Consider the following 18471-nt stretch of genomic DNA (forward strand, 5'->3'; position numbering starts at 1 on the left):
GTCACGCCTGCGCGATGCTCTCGCGAGCAGCGGCACCCCGCTGGTGGCGGTAGAGCGTCGCCCGTGACCACCCCACCAGGCGCGCCGCCTCCTCAGCGGTGCGGCCCTTCGCCCGCTCTTCGGCGGCGATCGCCAGCTTGCGATCCACGACCTCGGGGTCCACGGGCGGCCGGCCGAACTTGGTGCCCTGAGCGCGGGCCGCGGCGATTCCGGCGTTGACGCGCTCGGTGATCAGCTCTCGTTCGTACTCCGCCAGCGTTGCCAGCATCCCGAGCATGAGCCGCCCCGACGAAGTCTCGGGATCAATCCCGTCGGAGACCGACTGGATCTTCACCCCGCGGTCCCGAAACAGGTGCACGGTGTTGAGCACGTCGATCAGCGACCGGCCCAGTCGATCGATCCGCCAGACCACCACCGTGTCCTCCGGCTCGGCGTAGGCCAGGAGCTTCTTCATGCCCGGACGCTCCGCTGCGCTCTTCGCCCCGGACGTCACATCCGAGAACACATCCCGCTTCTGCACGCCGGCGGCAAGGAGAGCGTCGAGCTGCAGCGACGGATCCTGTCCCGCCGTCGACACCCGCGTGTACCCCAGAAGCCTCATCACCACATGATGCCTCACAAACTACCCGTTCCGGAAGATCTGAGACGGAACGCGGTGCGACGACTTCACGAGACACTCCTTGCCGCTATCGGCCCAGCTCGAGACAGGTCCACCGCGGCTCCGTCACGTGTCTCGTAAAGCTGTAGCTTGCCGATACATCCCCGGACTCGACGGAGTCCCGAGCAATGCCTCCGAGTTCGCTACATGGGGCACGCTCACCTCAGCCGATACGGAATGATCGAGCGATGGACATTGAAAGATGCGTGTTTCATGCCCGGTCGAGCCGCAACGCCTCAGCTGACGAGCTCACGTCATTAAGTGCACTGGCAGCTTCGGACCCTGACGCTTACGCAGATGCGCTTTCGAAGTACGACGACACTCCGGAACGCCGCCGCCTCCGAGACACCTGGATCCCCTTGGTAGAGGCTGCCTGGACCGACGTGGTCTTCCTGTCACCGATCCGACCCCACGCCATCTGGAGAGCATGGAGAAGCGTCGCTGGAGTCGAGCTGCCATCCCTAGAGTTCTGGGCGATCCCCGTCGATGAGATCGGGCACTCGGTTGTTTTCGACCGACAGATCACCGCGACAGGCGAGCCAATCGACCAGCGAGAGGTGCGAGCTGTCGACGCCAAAACTTACCGATCGTCGCGCGATACGACGAATGCAAATCTGCAGTGGATAACAAGTCTGGCCCGATCGAACAAGCGCGGGGCATGGTTCAACGGAACGCCGCATGTCCTCACGCGCGGGCCCGTGCCGCTCAACTCAGCCGTAGTGATCGATTGGCGAAACCCCTGACCAAGAGCCCTGGGTCAGGGGATGCCATTGGTTGGACACATCCCTCTGACGCGAGGAGTCCTCGCGGTCGGCGCCATCAAGAGCTTCAAAAAGCCCGCCACTGTACGTTCACATCCACAGGAGGGCGAGCCAGTCCACACTCCAAAGATTGATTCTGTCGACCCTTACTAGATTAACATTCTCGGCTGACTGGCCGGGAAACAACGGGCGAGATTGTCTCGGGCGAGACCAAGTGCCCACTACTGACAGGATGCGGCATGTATGACCGCCGCAGAATTTTGACGATCAGACACAGGCCGACTGCCTCACGCGAAGCTGAGATGAACAGCAATCCCAGGCAAACAACGCACAAGTGTTTGACCACGCTAGCGCTTCCCGATCGCTCTTCGCCCCGCTTCGCGGAGTTCTCCCGTGGGCGAGACATGGCGGTAGAGGGTCTGACGGGTGATGCCGAGCTCTTTGCACAAACCGCCGACATTCGTGTCGGGCTGTCCCATCGACGCCATCACCAGACGAATTTTCGCCGGCGTCATCCTGTAGGGCCGGCAGCGGTGCTGGGCGACAAGCAATGGTGGGGCTTGGCCACCCGCTACGATTGTGAGGATGGGAGTGCAGCCCGAGGAACATGGCGTAGCCGCACACCGTCCTGGAACAGTCATCGAGCACGACCGTGAGCCAGGGCCGGGCGGGCTTTCCGTTCGCGGCCAGGACGATGATGTCCAGCACGGTGTGGTCGGCCTGCCACATCGCGTTGGGCTCCTCAGCGGTGCGGCGCAGCACGAGCTCGCAGTTCGCCGGGGGCTGACTTTGTAGCGGAATGCTTCGTTTGCGGGGCATTCGCGCGATACGCCGAACGAATCGTCCGGCGTGGTCCGTAGACTCCTGCCCATGGACCTTCTGGACGTGGGACGGATCGTTGCTGGGCTGGTATTGCTGATACTGGGCGGAGAGCTTCTGGTGCGCGGGGCCTCGGCCCTGGCCCGGCGGGTGGGCATTTCTTCCCTGGTGGTCGGGCTGACGGTGGTCTCGGCCGCCACCTCGGCACCGGAGCTGGCAGTCACCATCGGCGCGGTCCTGCGCGATGAACCCGGGTTAGCCGTGGGCAACGTGGTCGGCAGCAACATCGTCAACGTCCTGCTCATCCTCGGGCTCTCCGCCCTAGTCATTCCCCTGATCGTGAGGCAACGGCTGGTACGTTTCGACCTGCCTTTAATGGTGGCTCTGTCGGTCGGGTTGCTGCTCGTGTCCCTCGACGGGCGGATCAGCGCGGTCGAGGGGCTGATCCTGTTCTGCGCGGTGGTGGCGCACGTGGTGTTGACCGTCGTCATCAGCCGGCGCGAGGCGAAGTCCCCGGTCCACGGGGCAGGGTCATCCAGTGGCGCGTCCGTCCCCGACGCTGCCGGTGAGGGCGAGGAGCCGTCTCCCGCTTCGACCGGCAGGTCGCTTCTGCTCGTGGCGCTGGGGGTCGTCCTGTTGGTGGGCGGCGCGACGCTGCTGGTCGAGGGGGCGGTGAGCATCGCCACCACTTTAGGCGTAAGCAGCCTGGTGGTCGGGTTGACCGTGGTGGCGGTCGGGACGTCCCTGCCGGAGCTGGCGACCTCGATCATCGCGGTGCGCCGTGGCGAACGTGATCTGGCCGTGGGCAACGTGGTGGGCAGCAACATCTTCAACATCGGGGTGGTGCTTGGACTGCCCGCGCTGGTCGCTTCTGGCGGCATCCCGGTCTCGAACGCCGCGGTGGCCTTCGACATCCCGGTGATGCTCACCGCCGCCCTCGCCCTGCTGCCTGTCACGTTCACCGGCTTCGCGGTGGCCCGCTGGGAAGGTGCCCTGTTCGTGGCCCTGTATCTGGCCTATACGGGTTACGTCGTCCTGGCCGCCACCGCGCACGACGCGCTGGAAGGCTTCACCGCCGTCATGGTCTGGTTCGTCCTCCCGCTGGTGGCCGTCACACTGATCGCCTTCACCTCCTACGAGCTCGGGCTGCGCAAGGGGCGTCAGGGCCTCGGAGGAACACCAGGTGTGTCCTGACCATGGGCATCGGCACCTTGCGGACCTGGGACTCGACTGCTCTGCGTTCCGTCCCTGGCGGGCAGAGGACGGTCGCTGGTCTCCGGTAAACGGGCGTGTGGCCTCGTCCGGGGCCTACGACCTGTGGAAGATATGGAGATCATGAGCGTCGCCTGCGACGCCCCCCTGTGACAGACCCTGGTGCGCCGCTACGCCGACGGACGGAAGAAGCCGCAGCCCGGGCGAAGGAACATCCCTCGGAGGCGTTCCGCGACTGGTGCTATTCATCCTCGAACAGCAGGCCACCGATCTCGCCTTCAGCGACGTGTTCCTGTCAGCGGATGCGGGCACCGAACTCTTCCAAGCGGAAGTCCGCCGCGCACCAGGCGAATGGCGCCGGTTCGGTGGCTACATGCTCCAGTCCTTCCGCACCACGGCCGGCCCGCCGGCCGCGCCCCCCTCGGCTTTGCTCAGCGAACAAGCCGCCGAAAACTGAACCACCCGTCATCGGCATACAAGGAACGCAAGGCTCGGCGTCTGCGGGCGATGGCATATCGCCGCTCTCCGCCACGGCAGGCATTGCTCATCGGCCACTAAACGCCGCGAGAACCACGCCATTTACCGCTGCGACTCACAACCCTTCCCGTGCTCCTTCCCCCGAGCGCGCCAAAACCCCTTCGTATCTGCCGCCACTACACACGATGGCGCCCGCCACTCACCAAGTGCGGTGAGGGCGCGGGCGCCGATGGGACCTGTCAGGTCAGTACCGAGTCACGGTCAGCGTTGCGGTGGTGCACAAGACGACCCTCTTCAGAGGAGCGTCTAGGGATGCCGCCACGGTGGCTCTTCCCAGATGAGGGTGTAGGTCGCCGGGCGCGTCGGTCCACAGGTAGACGTCGAGGTCTCCCGACGATGGAGGTTCCTACGCCATCCATCCGAAAGACCTCGACGTGACCGACGCTACCCCTCCGGCCGGCTTCGGCCGCCTTGACCTGAGCGCCTTCGCGTCTCATCTCAATTGACCCTGATCGAGTCTGCTGACCCCCTCGACGAGAACGCAGCGACACATCACAGCCACCCGACCCCGACCGTCCGGGAAGCCGGGGCACGTCACATGGCCTGTGCTGCGGGCGTGTCGAGTGGGTCGTCCAGGGGCGACGCAGTAGCGTCGACGCGACGTGCTGAGAGGTGGTTCCAGTCGAGCACGAGGACACCGGCTACAGGCATGGCGATAGGTCAGGAACGGCGTCGCTCCCTGCGCAGGAGGGAGCGCAGAGTCTCGGCGTTCGTGTAGCCGACCCGTCGCGCGATCTCGGCGGAGGTGAGATCCGTGGTTGCTGAGAGGTGCCAAGCGCGTTCGGTGCGAAGCCGTTGGACGAACCCGAGCGGAGTGAGGTTGAGCGCCGCACGGACTCGTCGTTCGAGGGTGCGCCGGCTGGTGCCGAGCGACTGCGCGACGAAGGCGACGTTGAACGGTTCGTCCAGGCGGGCGCGCACGAAGCGTTCGAACTCGACGACGATCGGGTCCTCGTGCCGGAGATGTTCGTAGGCGACGAAGGCCGCCTGCGACGGACGCTCGTCGATGATGAGGCACTTGGCGACATGTTGGGCCAGGTCGGGGCTGATCGATCGCACGAGTGAGAGCGCGAGGTCGATGTGGGCGAACGCGGCGCCGGCGGTGACGAGGTTCCCGTCGACCACGACCATGGTGTCGAGATCGAGGGCGACGGTCGGATAGCGCTTCAGGAACTCCGGCCCCAGGAACCAGCTGGTCGTCGCCCGCCGATGATGCATCCGTCCGGTCTCGGCGACGGCGAACACGCCGGTGCACGCCGCGGCAATCCGGGTGGTCGCCTCGTCGAGGCGCCCGAGCGAGGCGATGACCGAACGAGCATCTCGGCTCTGGAGGGCGTCGTGGGTAGCAGCGGCCGTGAGGGTTCCAAGCGCGGGGACGACGACCACGTCGAACTCTGCGGACTCCGACAGCGGGTGGTCCACCGACAGGGTCATCGATGTCGTCGTGGTCACTTGCCGTTTCGGTCCGAGGATGGCGAGGTCGATCGGGTCGATCCGCGGGTCGACATCGCTGCGGGCTCCGTCGGCCACCCGCACGATGTCGATGATCGACGCGACAGCCGAACCGAAGCAGCCGTCGATCGCGATCAGTCCGATACGCATGGCGTGAACAATAGCAATACTGTCGTATACGCCACTTCTCACATGCCCTTGCTCGTCATACGCTGAACTCGCTTCACCACGAAACCTCGACACCCAGGAGAACCCCTCATGTCCACACCCGCATCACTTCCGTATGCCTTCGTCGCCAAGATCGTCGCGGCCGATGGACAGCACGACGCGCTCGCCGATCTGCTCGCCGGCGCTGTCGCCCTCGCCAACGAAGAAGTAGGAACGATTGTCTGGTTCGCGGTCAGGACCCACGCCGACACCTTCTGGATCTTCGATGCATTCCCCGACGAGGCCGCTCGCGACGCCCACGCCAACGGCGCCATCGTCGCAGCCCTGACGGCCAACCAGCACCTCCTCGGCGCTGCACCCGAGATCCTGCCGGCCGACGTCCTCGCGTCCAAGCTCCCGTAGGGACTGGTGCATGGATAGGTGACAGTTTGTCTCACGCCGCGTGTGCGGTCGTGGGGTCCATGATCAACTCGTACTCGACCGGGGTCAACCGACTCAGCCGGTCCTGCCGGCGCCGCCGGTGATACGTCTTCTCGATCCACGTCACGATCGCAGTGCGTCACTCCTCCCGTGTGGCCCGTTGCCGTCGATCGAGCACATTCTTCTGCAGGAGCGCGAAGAAGGACTCCATGGCCGCATTGTCCCCGGCCGAGCCGACCTGTCCCATTGAACCGAGCAGCCCGTGCCGGGTGAGGGCGTCCTGGAACACGTTCGAGCGGAACTGCGAGCCGCTGTCGGAGTGCACCACGCACCCGACCACCACGCTCGTGTCTCCTCGCCGCGCCACGGCTTGGTGAAGGGCGTCCACGGCCAACGAGGCCTGCATGCGCCCGGCCATGGAGTACCCCACGATCCGTCCGGCGTAGAGGTCCTTGATGGTGCAGAGGTAGAGCTTGCCCTCGCCCGTGGGGTGCTCGGTGATGTCGGTCAGCCAGAGCTGGTTCAGTCCTTGGGCGGTGAACTGGCGCTTGACACGGTCATCGTGCACGGGCGGGCCGGGCCGGCGCCCGTTCTCGCCCCGCTTGGTCCCGAACGCTCAGTGCCACCCGTTGGCCTGGCAGAGCCGCCAGGCGGTTCGCGTGAGAGGGTTCTCCAGCCAGCGGTAGTAAGGCTGGCGGGCGAGCTTGAGCACCCGCAAGGACACCACGACGGGGATCCCGTCAGTGGCGAGCTCTTTCACGAGCGGGTACATCATTTTTTCGGCAGGTTCGCCTGGGACAGGTAGGCCGCTGCCCGGGGCAGGACTTCCTTCTCCTGCTCCTGCAGACGGATCCTGCGCCGGGCTGCCCGCAGTTCCGCAGCTTCCGTGGCGGTGGTGCCGGGCTTGTTGCCGGCCTCGATCTCTGCCTGACGCATCCAGTTCGTCAAGCAAGACTCGCAGATGCCGAAGTCCTGGGCGATCTGGCACAGCCGAGTACCGGGCTCGCGGTTCTGGGCCACGCGGACGACGTCATCGCGGAACTCTCGGGGGTAGGGGGCGGGGATGGCGCGCATCCTTCCCTGTGGTGTGCGAACACCACAGATCGTATGTCACCTCTTCACGCACCAGTCCCGTCAACCTCGATGCACGAAGAAGCCCCCACACCGACTTGGTCGGTGCGGGGGCTTCGCGTGGAGGATCTGACTCTCGTCAGCTCCCCCGACTGGACTCGAACCAGTAACCCTTCGGTTACTTGTCCCCCAAACTCATTAACGACACAGTGAAGTGGACCATCGCCCTCACGCTCGTCTTAACGCGTCCGCGCGGGCGCACAGTCTGAACGGACCAGTCACTCCGCACTAGGAAGGCCCGCCATGTGGTTCCTGATCGCCCTCGCAGTCATGGCCGTGATCGGCTTCATCCTCCGCCCCATCAGCTCGCTCCTCGCGATGGCCAAGTTCATTGCGTTCGCCGTCGCCGCAGTCGCCGGCTTCGCCTGGTACATGGGTGGCCCCGCAGACCTATACGCCGGTCCCACCATTCTCGGGGCGCTGGCCTGGATCGGCCTCATGTTCGTCCCGCAGCCACGCTTCGGTTGAGTCCTGCACAACGTCCGACGACGCCGGGACCGCCCACAACTGGGCGGTCCCTCCCTTTTTGCCCACGCCACCTCTGCCAAGATCACTGCACCCGGTCCGATGGCAGGAGGCACCCATGTCGAAGCAACGTCACACTACGGCCGACGTGGCGGCGTTCGAGTCCTGGCTCAGCGTGTTCAGACGGCCACAGACCGTCAATAACCGCGTGCATTACGCCACCCGCCTCGAGACGTGGGCCACGGCTCACGGCTGCACACCCTGGACGCTCGACACGACCCAGATCAGCGCGTGGCTGACCACGGTCGGAAAGTCCCCGGCGACCCGCAAGAACGCTCTCGACGCGATCCGGGCCTTTTACCGGTGGGGGCAACATGCAGGGCGAGTGACCGGCGACCCGACCGCAGGACTCCCCCACATCCGTGTGCCCCGCGGCCTACCGCGTCCCACACCAGACCACGTCCTCCGTAGCGCCGTCGCCCGATGCACTCGCCCCACCGACATCCTCATGCTCCTACTCGGCTCCCTCGGCGGGCTCCGCGTGGGCGAGATGGCCATCCTGCGTGGAGAAGACATCAACGACGGCACCATCCGGGTCACCGGCAAAGGCGGCCACATCCGCCATGTCCCCGTCCACCCGATCCTGGCCGAAGCCCTCCAACTCGTACCCTCACACGGCTGGCTGTTCCCCTCTGACCGCAACCCCAGCGGCCACTACCTCCCCAACTCCATCGCTCAACGCATCAACGACCTCCTAGAAGAGGGCTGGTCCGCACACACCCTGCGCCACCGCTTCGCTACGCACGTCTACTCCGCTTCCCTCGACATCCTTGCCCTGCGCGATCTCCTGGGCCACGCCGACGTCTCAACGACGATGGTCTACACCCGGGTCGCCGCCGCCAAGCTCGCCCGCGACGTCGCCGCGATTAGCACGCTTCCCGCCGTGGCCGACCGCATCCACGCGCTCGCCTCCTAGCCGACGGACACACCACCGCCGCCGCCCCCCGCGAACCTCGTTCGACCACACCGTCCGACGAAGGATCATCATGGCGATCAAGACCAAGCTCCCCATCGAGTTCAGCTGCGGCCACACCGAGACCGTGGACCTCGCCCGCGTCCCCGCTGGCCGACGCAAGGCTCACGCCTTCGGTCTGGGCAAGAACCGCGTCTGCACCTCGTGCTTCCGCAAGAAGAGCTCTGAAGACCTCGAGCTGCAGAACCGGCAGACACTCCTGGACGCCGACCAGTTCGCGCAAGAACACAACCTGCCCGACCTCACCGGCTCGGACAAGCAGGTCAACTGGGCCACCCGCGTGCGCTACCAGGTGCTCTCCGACGTCCTGGACTCCGATGAGACCCCGGACCAGCAGACCACCGACGTCCTGGCGGCCGCCCAGGCACTGACCCGCGCCGGATGGTGGCTGGACAACGCCACGGACAAGGACCTCACCGTCGAGGACATCTGCGAGCTGATCCTCACCGCCGACGAGTCCAGCAACGCCGCTGACCGCATCGAGACCGAGAACCCGTTCTGATGCAGGAGGACACCATGACCACCCCCATCACCCTCTACGGCCAACCGCACTGCGATCCCTGCCGCCTGGCCCGGAAGGTGCTCGACCGCGCACAGGTCCCGTACACCTACGTCGACCTCTCCACACGACCCGACCTCGTGGATGCGTTCCGGCAGGCCGGCAAGCTGCAGACCCCGATCCTGCAAACCCCGACCACGACCACCAGCGGATTCAACCCCGACGCCTACACCCGAGCCGTGGCCGAGGCCCGCGCCCTGGAGTCCGCGACCGCCCCGAGCCCAGCCGTCGCCGGACCCAGCCTCTAGGTACCGACCGACCAGCGACGACGCAGCCAAGGCCCCCAACCGCCCGGGTGGGGGCCTTGCTCATGCTCAGCCCTGCCACACACCCCCACCCCCTGCACGCGAATCCAGGACGACCCCAGACAAGACGCGGCCACCCCGGCCACCTTCCAGGAGGACATGACCATGAGCACCACCCTGCATCTGACCGGACAGGTCATCCTGACCGACTCCACCGGCACCCGCCTGCCGGCCACCGACCTGGCCACCGCCCTGGACACCGTGACCACCTCCCGGAGCGGCCACACCCCCACCATTGCGGTCACGGACGCCTACAAGGCCCTGCCGGTGGACCCGGCCACCTTCACCGTCCACGAGGACGGGCAGCTCACGCCCGCCCCGGACACCACGGCCCGGCCCGCCTACACGCTCTCCTACACCGCCTTCACCCTGACCGACCCCACTGGTGTCGCCTCGCCCGTGCAGCCCTCGGCCCTGGCCACCATCGGCCAGTCCGCCGCCGACCGGCTCGGCCACGAGGTCACGATCACCTCCGACCTGCCCGGCATCACCGACCAGCACTTCACCCCCACCGCGCCCAAGACCCCCGCGGCCCCGGTCTCGACCGCCGAGACGTTCGCCACCCGCACCCGCCCCGAGCGCCGCCGCAAGGCCCCGGCGCGCGAAGGCTGGCGCGGCGCACTCAACGAGGCTTTCGGTTGGCGCCTGGCCCCTTCCGCCGACGAGCAGCACGCCCGCGAGCTGATCACCACCGTTCAGCGCGGACTGCCCGGGCACCGCACCGCCGTCGTCGTGAACATCAAGGGCGGCGCGTCCAAGACCACGGCCACCTACCTGCTCTCGGCCACTCTCGGCCGCGTCCGTGGCGGCACCGTCCTGGCCTGGGACAACAACGAGAACGCAGGCAACCTGGCCGACCGGGCCATGCCGGCCTCCCACCACCACACCGCCCTGGACCTGCTGGCCAACATCGACCAGTTCCGCACCCCCGAGCACGTCGACAAGCTCACCGGCTACGTCCGCGCTCAGGGCGATAACCGCTTCCACGTCCTGGCCTCCCAGGACCACGCAGGCGACCGCGAGGTCATCGACGCAGACGCCTTCCGTCAGATGCACGCCGTCCTGCGCCAGCACTACAACCTGGCCATCGTGGACACCGGCAACGCCTCCACCGCCGCCACCTGGCAGGCAGCCGTGGACGTGGCCGACACCGTCGTCGTGGCCATCACGAACAAGGAGGACGCCGCCCGCCGCGCCTTCGTGACCATCGACGCCCTGCGCAAGGCCGGCCACGCCGACAAGCTCTCCCGCTCCATCGCGCTGATCACCCAGCCAGCCGAAGCCTCCACCGAACGTTTGGACAAGGTCCGCGAGCTGCTGGCCCAGCACGTCGCCGCCGTCATCGTCATCCCCTTCGACCCCGCTCTGGACGAGGGCGACGAGATCGACTGGGACCGCCTGCACAAGAAGACCCGCCGCGCCTACCTCGAGGCCACCGCCGCCCTCATCGAGGGGCTGGCGTGAAGCGCGCAGGACTGGCCCTCGTTGTCCTGTTCCTGCTGATCCTGGGCGCGGCCCTCGTCATGCTCCCGTTCGTGGCCGCGGCGAGCTTCCAAGCCTCCAAGACCACACAGACCGGCGGCGGTATCGCGGAAATCTGCGCCGCCGGCGAAGCCGGTGAAGCCCAGATCCCCGAGGAGTACCGCGAGGACGTGGCCAAGGCCGCCCAGGTCTCCGGCTTCAGCCAGGAACTCATCGCCTCCCAGATCTTCCAGGAGTCCACCTGGGACCCCTCCGCCACCTCCCCCTCCGGGGCGCGTGGGCTGGCCCAGTTCAAGGACAACACCTGGCCCGATTTCGGCGAGGGAGGCGACCCCTACAACGGCCGCGACTCCATTGCAGCCCAGGCCCGGTTCCTGAAGTGGCTCAAGGACCGCTACACCGACCTCGCCAACGGCGACGAGGAAGAGCTGGTCAAGATGGTGCTGTCCGGCTACCGGCTCGGCTTCACCGTCGTCGAGGACGCCGGAGGCGTGCCCGACCACCCCGACGCCACCGCCTACTGGACCGAAATCCTGGCCCGCACCGCGATCTACACCACCGAGTGCAAGCCCGTCGTCGGCGGCGATGATGTCGTCGTCGCCGGTGACTGGACCCATCCCCTGCCCGGTTCGTACTTCACTTCCGGCTTCGGCTACCGCGGCTGCGTCGCAGGTGTGGGCTGCGACGACTTCATCGCCAACCACAACGCCCTGGACTTCGCCAACCCGGCAGGCTCCCCAGGCACCGTGGTCGCAGCCACCGCCATGACCGTCACCGGCATCAACAGCGACCCCGCCTCTGGCATGTACGTCGAAGGCGTCCAGGACGAAGCCCCCCACTACACGCTCAAGTACCTTCACTGCGCCGCCGGCTCTATCCGCGTCTCCGAGGGGGAAGCCGTGCCCGCAGGCAAGGCCCTGTGCACCGAGGGCAACACCGGCCTGGACGGCATGAAGCCCCACCTGCACTTCCAGATCAACGCCCCCAACGGCGGCGCCCCGATTGACCCCCGCCCCATCCTCGAAGCCAACGGCGTGGCCGTCTGCCCACCCGGCCGTGACGTCACCGACGCCTGCGCGTCCTAACCCGAAAGGCACCCGATGAACCGCCAACGTCTCATGGCCCTGACCAGCCTGACCCTGCTGTGCGTGGCTGCCCTGGCCGGTGCTCTGCTGCTCTGGACCTTCACCCGCCCTGCGGCGACACCCGAGGGCCAAGCCGCCGCAGCTACCACCCCAGCCCCGGCCTCGGCCTCGATGAGCACGACCACCCCCACGCCCACGGCTGGACCCCTGAGCTACGCGCCCGCCAACAAGGCCGAAGAAGTCGCCGTCGAGGCCGCGCGCATCATGACCACCTGGAAGCCGGCCGAGGACCTGGACGAGTCCGCGTCGGCCCCGCGCGCGGCGCACCTGATGACCCCAGCGCGAGCCAAGAAGATCCTCGTCTCCGATCGCGGGACCTCCACCCCGGAGTGGATCGCCGCAGCCGAAGGGAACTGGACCAGCGAACCGAACGTGACCATCGTCCCCGACAGCGACCCGAACGCGATCTACGTCAACGTCACCTGGACCTGGCGCGAACCGGGGGGCAAGACCCACGACGGCCACACCCGCCGTATGTTCGTCTTCCAGATGACCGACGACAAGAAGAATCCACAGATCAGCGACTACACCTGGCAGAACCTGTTCTGACCGATACGCTGAACCCGCGCTGTCGCAGGCCCACCCCCCTCCGGGCCTCCCGCGAAGGCCCCTCCAGCCCATCCCGTTTCAGGCTGGAGGGGCCGCCCTTTGTTCAGATGTGCCTGCAACATGCCTCATGAACCCATCACCTGTGGGGGCCTACGCGGCCCCCACACCCCCGCGGCAGGGCGGGCGCCCTGCACGGCCACGGGTGAGCACCGGCTCCGCTAGCGCTCCGCCGGCGCTCACCCCAGGGGACCGAGGCCCGGCCCGCCTGTGCAAGACGGAGACGTTGGCACCATGCGTGCCCCGCTCACCTTCGGAGGTGGTCACCAGACCCCCGGTTCCGTTCTCGCGCGAGAGCAGGTAGCCCGTGCACGAGTTCCGCCCCTTGCGCTGTCCACCGCACACCCCAAGATCAAGACCACGACGCCGCGCCCGCGTCCCCCGTCGAGCTGGAGCCAGCATGAGCCGCCCCCACTCCGTCCCTCCGCTTCCCGTCCTGCCCGGGGCCACGGCCCCAGTGTCTGCATGGGACGGCGTCCGCGTCCTCCTGTGGACCCTGCGCGGCTACCGCTACACGGTCCAGAAGAACCCCGACCCAGCAGCGCGCCGGTACGCACGCACCGTCCTGCTCGTCATCACGGTCCCCCTGCTCGTGCTCCCCGTCGCCGTCGCAGCCGTCCTGCACCCGCCCGGCACGCCCCTGTTGTTCCTCGCCACCCTCGCGCAGTACGCGCTCCTTGCCCTGATCCTGCTGGCCTCGCTCCACCGCCGCTCGTACCGCACCTACATCAGCACCGACCGTCGCGCCGCCCTGACCGTCCGGACGACCCCTGCCGGCTGGCACGTCGAGTCGTTCTTCACGGCCACCCCCGGTACAGGTGCCGCAGCCCCCCTGTGTGGCACCACGTCATCCCTGCCCTGCTCGACGCCGCCGACGCCCAGCAGGTCACAGTCACCGCCACAGCCATGAACGCCACCGTGGCCGCGCACTACGTCTCCCGAGTTCCCGACCTCCACCCGAGGCCCACGCAGCGTCCCGGCCCCCGCGTCCACCTGATCCGCCGCCCCCAGCCGATCCGTCGCTGAACCTCCATGGCGCAGGCCCCGCGCAGGCCAGCACTCCAGGTGCAGGGGAGACCTGCACCCCAGGGGAGCACCGCGCACAGCGCAGAGCCCCCCTGCAAAAGACCGTTCACACCTCTGGCACCAAGGTGCACTACCGTCAGGATTTCCTGACACACGCGCCAGATGGGCGCGGGCGAACCTCGGGCATGACTGCCCCCTCCGCGCCAGATGGGCGCGCACACGCCAGCCGCAAGAGCGCGTCCGCGCGCTCGTGCGAGCAATGCGCCGGCACGCTCCCCGCCGGGTCCTCACCGCGGCGTCGCTACTGCTCCGGGGCGTGCCGCGAGGCAGCGTCCTATGCACGGAAGACCGGGACACCACCTCACCCGGCGGTCGGCTACGCTCACCAGCTCCGGGCCGAGCTCGTGTCCGCCGAGACCCGGATCGGTCAGCTGACCGGACAGGTCCGGCGCAAGACCGACCAGGTCCGGCAGCTGGCCAAGCTCTTGGCCGCCGAGCGCCGGTCAGCGGACAAGGCCATCCGTGACCAGGCCGCGCGGACCGTGGCCGTCCGCGCGGACAAGGCCGCGCTGGCCGGTCAGCTGGCCGACCTGCGCCGGTCATGGACACATCGGCCACCGGCCACCGCCGTGGCCACGGCCGTGGCCACCGAGGCGGACATGGCCGAGCTGGCCAGGCTCCGTGTGTCCGTGGCCAGGCTCCGCCAGGACAACGAGTCGTTGTCCGCCCAGCTGCGCGAGCTGTCCGCCGCCGCCGAGGTGGCCGCGACCGAGCGCCGCCAGCTCCAGGGGATTGTCCGGCAGTGGGACACCCTCTGCCGCCGCCTGGCCAAGTCCGTGACCGGCCAGACGGTCACGGCCACGGATAAGCGCATCCTGGCCACGCACGCCCGCTTCCGGTCAGCGGTCAGCGCCGCTGGCCGGACAACCACCAAGGGAGGCCGGCCATGACCGTGTCCATCTCCAAGATGTCCATCGACTACTACCTGGACTCCGTGGCCACCGGTGACCGGTCCGTGTCCGCGGACGGGGCGGCCACCGCCCGCCGTGACCTGACCGCCTACTACACCGAGTCCGGCGCCCCGCCCGGGGTCTGGCTTGGCCGTGGCCTGTCCGGCATCTCCCTGACCGCCGGACAGACCGTGGACAAGTCCGACGCCGTGGCCATCTTCGAGGAGGCCAAGGACCCGGCCACGGACACCCCGCTTGGCCGCGCCCCGATCAAGGAGAAGGCCGCGCCCGAGGGGGCGACCACCCCGGCCGGCCGGACGGCCAAGGCCACCCGCAAGCCCGTGGCCGGCTTCGACCTGACCTTCTCCGTGCCCAAGTCCGTGTCCACGCTCTGGGCCATGGCCGGCCCCTCTCTGCAGGGCCAGATCCAGGCCGCGCACCACCAGGCCATGAACGAGGCCCTGGCCTGGCTGGAGGACAACGTAATCCAGTCCCGCGCCGGCCACGCGGGCGTGGCCCACGTGCCCGTGACCGGGCTGGTGGCCAGCGCCTTCGACCACTGGGACTCCCGCGCCGGTGACCCCCAGCTGCACACCCACGTCGTGGTCTCCAACCGGGTCCAGCGCCTGATGGACGGCCAGTGGGCCACCCTGGACTCGTACACGCTGCACCCACGTCGTGGCCGTGTCCGAGAAGTACAACGCGCTGCTGTTCGACCGGCTCCACGGACAGATCAACGCCCTGCCCGAGTCCCGCAACGCCGCCGAATCCGCCGCCCTGGAGCAGCTGCTGTCCGGTCAGGAGCTGGACACGGACACGGTCCAGGACATCGGTGGCCACCGCGTGGAGCTGGCCGGCGTTCCGGACAGCCTCATCGGGGAGTTCTCCACCCGGTCACGGTTGATCGAGGCCCGCGTGGACGAACTGATCGCCCAGTGGCAGGACGGGCACGAGGGCACCCGCCCGTCCAAGGCCGAGGTGTTGCGTCTGCGTCAGCAGGCCACCCTGGAGACCCGTACCCCCAAGGCCGAGGCCACCGAGACGCTGGCCGAGAAGATGGTCGGCTGGCGTGACCGCGCCGTGGCCGGTGGCCACGACCCCTCGGACATCGTGTCCGCCGCTCTCGGACATGACCGGCGCACCGTGACCGCTGACCAGCTGACCGGACAGGCGCAGCAGGCCATGGCCGCCTGGGTCCTGGCTGACGCCTCCATTCGCCGGACCACGTTCACCCGCGCCAACGTCCTGGCCTCGGCCGAGCGGGTGCTCGCTCTCGTGCGCTTCCCCACCGCCCAGGAGCGCCACGACGCCGCCGACGCCCTCGTGGAGAAGGCCCTGGAGCAGGCCGTGGCCATGACCCCGGACAGGATGACCGCCCCGCCGGACTTCGATCCCGTGCTGTCCGCCCCGCGTGACCGCTCCGGTCTGGACCACCAGCGCACCGACGGGCGCTGGACCACGCAGCAGGTCATGGCCGACGAGGACTACCTGATGTCCCGTGTCCGGGCCACGGACGCCCCCACCCTGGCCACGGACACGCTGTCCGGCCAGGTGGCCGCCGTGACCACCGCCTCCGGTCACCCGCTCTCGGCCGACCAGGCCCGCGCCACCAAGCATGTGCTCTCCTCCCCAGCCGGGCTCGACGCGATCATCGGCCCGGCCGGCACGGGCAAGACCACCACCATGGCCGCCGTCGCCACGCTGTGGGCCGCCCAGCACGGGGAGGGCTCCGTCGTCGGTCTGGCCCCCTCCGCCGTCGCCGCCGGCGTGCTCGGGGACGAACTCGGCGTGCCCACCGAGAACACCGCCAAGTGGCTGTGGGAGTCCGTGGGCAACGGAGCCGCCGCCCGCGCCCAGCGCGTGACCCAGCTCCAGGCCCGCCTGACCGAGCTGTGGGAGCAGCCCGACACCGAGGCCCGCACCCGCGCGCTGAACCGCGCCACCGCCCGCCTGGCCCAGGAGCACGCCGAGCAGGCCCGCTACACGCTCCGCCCCGGCCAGCTGCTGATCGTGGACGAGGCCTCCATGGTGGGCACCGCCCCCCTGGCCGAACTGGCGCGTCAGGCCGACGCCGCCGGGGCCAAGGTGCTGCTCGTCGGAGATCCCGCCCAGCTCGAAGCCGTGGAGGCCGGCGGATTCCTGGGTTGGATGGACCGCGCGGAGGACGTGGACGTGGCCCGCCTAGACCAGGTCTGGCGCTTCCGCAACGAGTGGGAGCGCAAGGCGTCCCTGCGCCTGCGCACCGGCGACAAGGACGTGCTCGAGACCTACGACGAGCAGGGCCGGCTCCACGGCGACCCGAAGCAGGACGCAGCGGACACCGCCTACCGCGCCTGGCTCAACGACAAGCGTGAGGGCTTGTCCACGATCCTCATCGCCTCGGACAACACGACCGTGGCCGACCTGAACACTCGCGCGCAGCTGGACCTGATCGAGGCCGGCCTGGTGGACATCGACACCACGGTCACCCTACGTTCCGAGGTTCGCGCCGGCGTCGGGGACGAGGTCCTGGCCCGACGCAACGACCGCTCCCTGCGCGATGACACCGGAGCGTTCATCGCCAATGGCACCCGCCTGACCCTGACCGGGATCAACCCCGACGGCTCGGCCCAGGCCACCAACGAGTCCACCGGCGGCACCGTCACCCTGGACGTGGACTACCTGGCCTCCTCCACCGAGCTGGGCTACGCCACTACCGCGCACCGCTCCCAGGGCGTCACCGTGGACACCGGGCACACCGTGGTGGAGGTCGGCCAATCCCGCGAGCTGTTCTACGTGGCCATGACTCGTGGTCGCATGGCCAACCACGCCTACGTGGACCTGGAGGCGGACGACCACCCCTCACCGGACCAGTGGGACCTGCTCCACAAGACCCCCGGCGCGAACACCCCCGTGGGCGCTCTGAAGGCCGTGCTGGACCACTCCACCGCTGAGCGCGCCGCCCACGAGGTCTCCGCCGCCGAGCGCGCATGGGCCAACGATCTGGGCCGGCTGGTCCACGAGTTCGAGTTCCTGGACTGGGCCGAGCGTGCCGAGCGCACCCACGCCTGGATCGACGCCGCCTACCCGGACCCGGCGGTGAACCAGGCCATGCGCGACCCCGAGACCTGGAACCGTCTCGTGAAGGTAGACCCGGCCCGCACGTACACCGAGCCGCCGTCCGACGCGGACACCCCGGACACCGTGCTCACCCACTGCCAGGCCCCGCCGGCCGTGTCCGTGCTCGAGGCCCCGCCCGCCGCCGAGGACGCCCCACTCGCGGCCGCGCGCAACGAGGTCCGCGCTCACCTGTTCACCGAGCTGGACCACCGTGTGGCCGCCACCCGCGCCGAGCAGCCCGAGTGGCTGCTCCCCCTGGCCGAGCAGGGGGCCAGCGACGAGGACCTGCGTGCCGTGCTGCTCTGGCGTGCCGTCTCCAACCAGGACGACGCCGAGGAGGCCCTGGGCCGCGCCCCGGAGGACCGTTCCTCCCTGGCCCACCACTACCAGCGCGCCGAGGCCTGCGTGTCCCGGCTGATGCACGCCCCCGCGGACGAGCCCGCCCCGTCCCCCGAGCCCGGCGACGTCGAGGACACGCGCGCCCAGACCAGCGCGCAGGTCGCCGCCCTCACGGACGACGCCCTGGACTTCTCCTGGGTCAACGACCTGCCCGACGAGGCCGGCCACGACCAGCTCCCACCCCCGGCGTGGGAGCTGGACCCCGAGGAGCCGGACTGGACCCCGTCCCGGTAGCCCCACACAC

General features: G+C 68.6%; 15 protein-coding genes and 2 pseudogenes. 14 read left to right on the forward strand and 3 right to left on the reverse strand.

Translation table 11 applies throughout. The features are described from left to right. Position 1: 1 nt before the first annotated feature. Complete coding sequence (locus tag HDA33_RS06110; RefSeq protein ID WP_184171861.1) at positions 2–601, reverse strand: recombinase family protein; 600 nt, start codon at positions 599–601, stop codon at positions 2–4. A gap of 1688 nt (positions 602–2289) precedes the next feature. Here HDA33_RS06110 and HDA33_RS06115 point away from each other — a divergent pair. Both HDA33_RS06115 and HDA33_RS06120 read left to right on the forward strand, forming a co-directional pair. Next, entirely contained in the window at positions 2290–3432 is a 1143-nt protein-coding gene (locus HDA33_RS06115) for a calcium/sodium antiporter (protein WP_184171863.1), read from the forward strand. A gap of 256 nt (positions 3433–3688) precedes the next feature. Further along, positions 3689–3907 carry a hypothetical protein gene (locus HDA33_RS06120; RefSeq protein WP_184171865.1) on the forward strand — a complete coding sequence of 73 codons (219 nt, stop codon included), beginning with the start codon at positions 3689–3691 and terminating at the stop codon, positions 3905–3907. Positions 3908–4647: 740 nt separating this feature from the next. On the opposite strand, the gene HDA33_RS06125 is transcribed toward HDA33_RS06120, so the two are convergent. Continuing rightward, on the reverse strand, positions 4648–5589 hold the full coding sequence (locus HDA33_RS06125) for a GlxA family transcriptional regulator (RefSeq protein ID WP_184171867.1): 942 nt from the start codon (positions 5587–5589) through the stop codon (positions 4648–4650). Positions 5590–5697: 108 nt separating this feature from the next. Here HDA33_RS06125 and HDA33_RS06130 point away from each other — a divergent pair, with 108 nt between their 5' ends. After that, complete coding sequence (locus tag HDA33_RS06130; RefSeq protein ID WP_068102119.1) at positions 5698–6009, forward strand: putative quinol monooxygenase; 312 nt, start codon at positions 5698–5700, stop codon at positions 6007–6009. Positions 6010–6040: 31 nt separating this feature from the next. Here HDA33_RS06130 and HDA33_RS06135 read toward each other — a convergent pair. Beyond that, positions 6041–7092 (reverse strand): annotated as a pseudogene (locus HDA33_RS06135) (IS3 family transposase). A gap of 309 nt (positions 7093–7401) precedes the next feature. Between HDA33_RS06135 and HDA33_RS06140 the strand changes: the two are divergent. The 11 genes and pseudogenes from HDA33_RS06140 (at position 7402) to HDA33_RS06185 (ending at position 18461) form a co-directional block, all read left to right on the forward strand. Further along, positions 7402–7626, forward strand: coding sequence for a hypothetical protein (locus tag HDA33_RS06140; RefSeq protein ID WP_100056066.1), 225 nt, complete (start codon positions 7402–7404; stop codon positions 7624–7626). 115 nt (positions 7627–7741) lie between these two features. Continuing rightward, entirely contained in the window at positions 7742–8599 is an 858-nt protein-coding gene (locus HDA33_RS06145; RefSeq protein WP_101963358.1) for a tyrosine-type recombinase/integrase, read from the forward strand. A 70-nt stretch (positions 8600–8669) separates the two neighbouring features. Beyond that, positions 8670–9158: a hypothetical protein gene (locus tag HDA33_RS06150; protein ID WP_184171869.1), complete on the forward strand. Its 489-nt coding sequence runs from the start codon at positions 8670–8672 to the stop codon at positions 9156–9158. A gap of 14 nt (positions 9159–9172) precedes the next feature. Continuing rightward, complete coding sequence (locus tag HDA33_RS06155) at positions 9173–9463, forward strand: glutaredoxin family protein (protein WP_184171871.1); 291 nt, start codon at positions 9173–9175, stop codon at positions 9461–9463. Positions 9464–9625: 162 nt separating this feature from the next. Continuing rightward, the gene (locus tag HDA33_RS06160) at positions 9626–10984 is read left to right on the forward strand and encodes a MinD/ParA family ATP-binding protein (protein ID WP_184171873.1); all 1359 of its coding nucleotides are present in this window, start codon (positions 9626–9628) and stop codon (positions 10982–10984) included. Continuing rightward, entirely contained in the window at positions 10981–12087 is a 1107-nt protein-coding gene (locus HDA33_RS06165) for a peptidoglycan DD-metalloendopeptidase family protein (protein ID WP_184171875.1), read from the forward strand. Before HDA33_RS06160 ends, HDA33_RS06165 begins: the two co-directional genes overlap by 4 nt. Positions 12088–12102: 15 nt before the next feature. Next, positions 12103–12696 (forward strand): hypothetical protein, encoded by a 594-nt coding sequence (locus HDA33_RS06170; RefSeq protein ID WP_184171877.1) that lies wholly within the window; start codon positions 12103–12105, stop codon positions 12694–12696. Positions 12697–13153: 457 nt separating this feature from the next. After that, positions 13154–13663: a hypothetical protein gene (locus tag HDA33_RS06175; protein ID WP_184171879.1), complete on the forward strand. Its 510-nt coding sequence runs from the start codon at positions 13154–13156 to the stop codon at positions 13661–13663. A 520-nt stretch (positions 13664–14183) separates the two neighbouring features. After that, on the forward strand, positions 14184–14729 hold the full coding sequence (locus HDA33_RS06180) for a hypothetical protein (RefSeq protein ID WP_184171881.1): 546 nt from the start codon (positions 14184–14186) through the stop codon (positions 14727–14729). Positions 14730–14746: 17 nt separating this feature from the next. Further along, a pseudogene (gene mobF / locus HDA33_RS13075) lies at positions 14747–15382 on the forward strand (MobF family relaxase); the annotation flags it as partial. A 25-nt stretch (positions 15383–15407) separates the two neighbouring features. After that, the gene (locus HDA33_RS06185; RefSeq protein ID WP_184171883.1) at positions 15408–18461 is read left to right on the forward strand and encodes an AAA family ATPase; all 3054 of its coding nucleotides are present in this window, start codon (positions 15408–15410) and stop codon (positions 18459–18461) included. Positions 18462–18471 lie beyond the last annotated feature (10 nt).

Origin of the sequence: Micrococcus endophyticus (genome assembly GCF_014205115.1) — a bacterium.
Lineage (GTDB): Bacteria > Actinomycetota > Actinomycetes > Actinomycetales > Micrococcaceae > Micrococcus > Micrococcus endophyticus.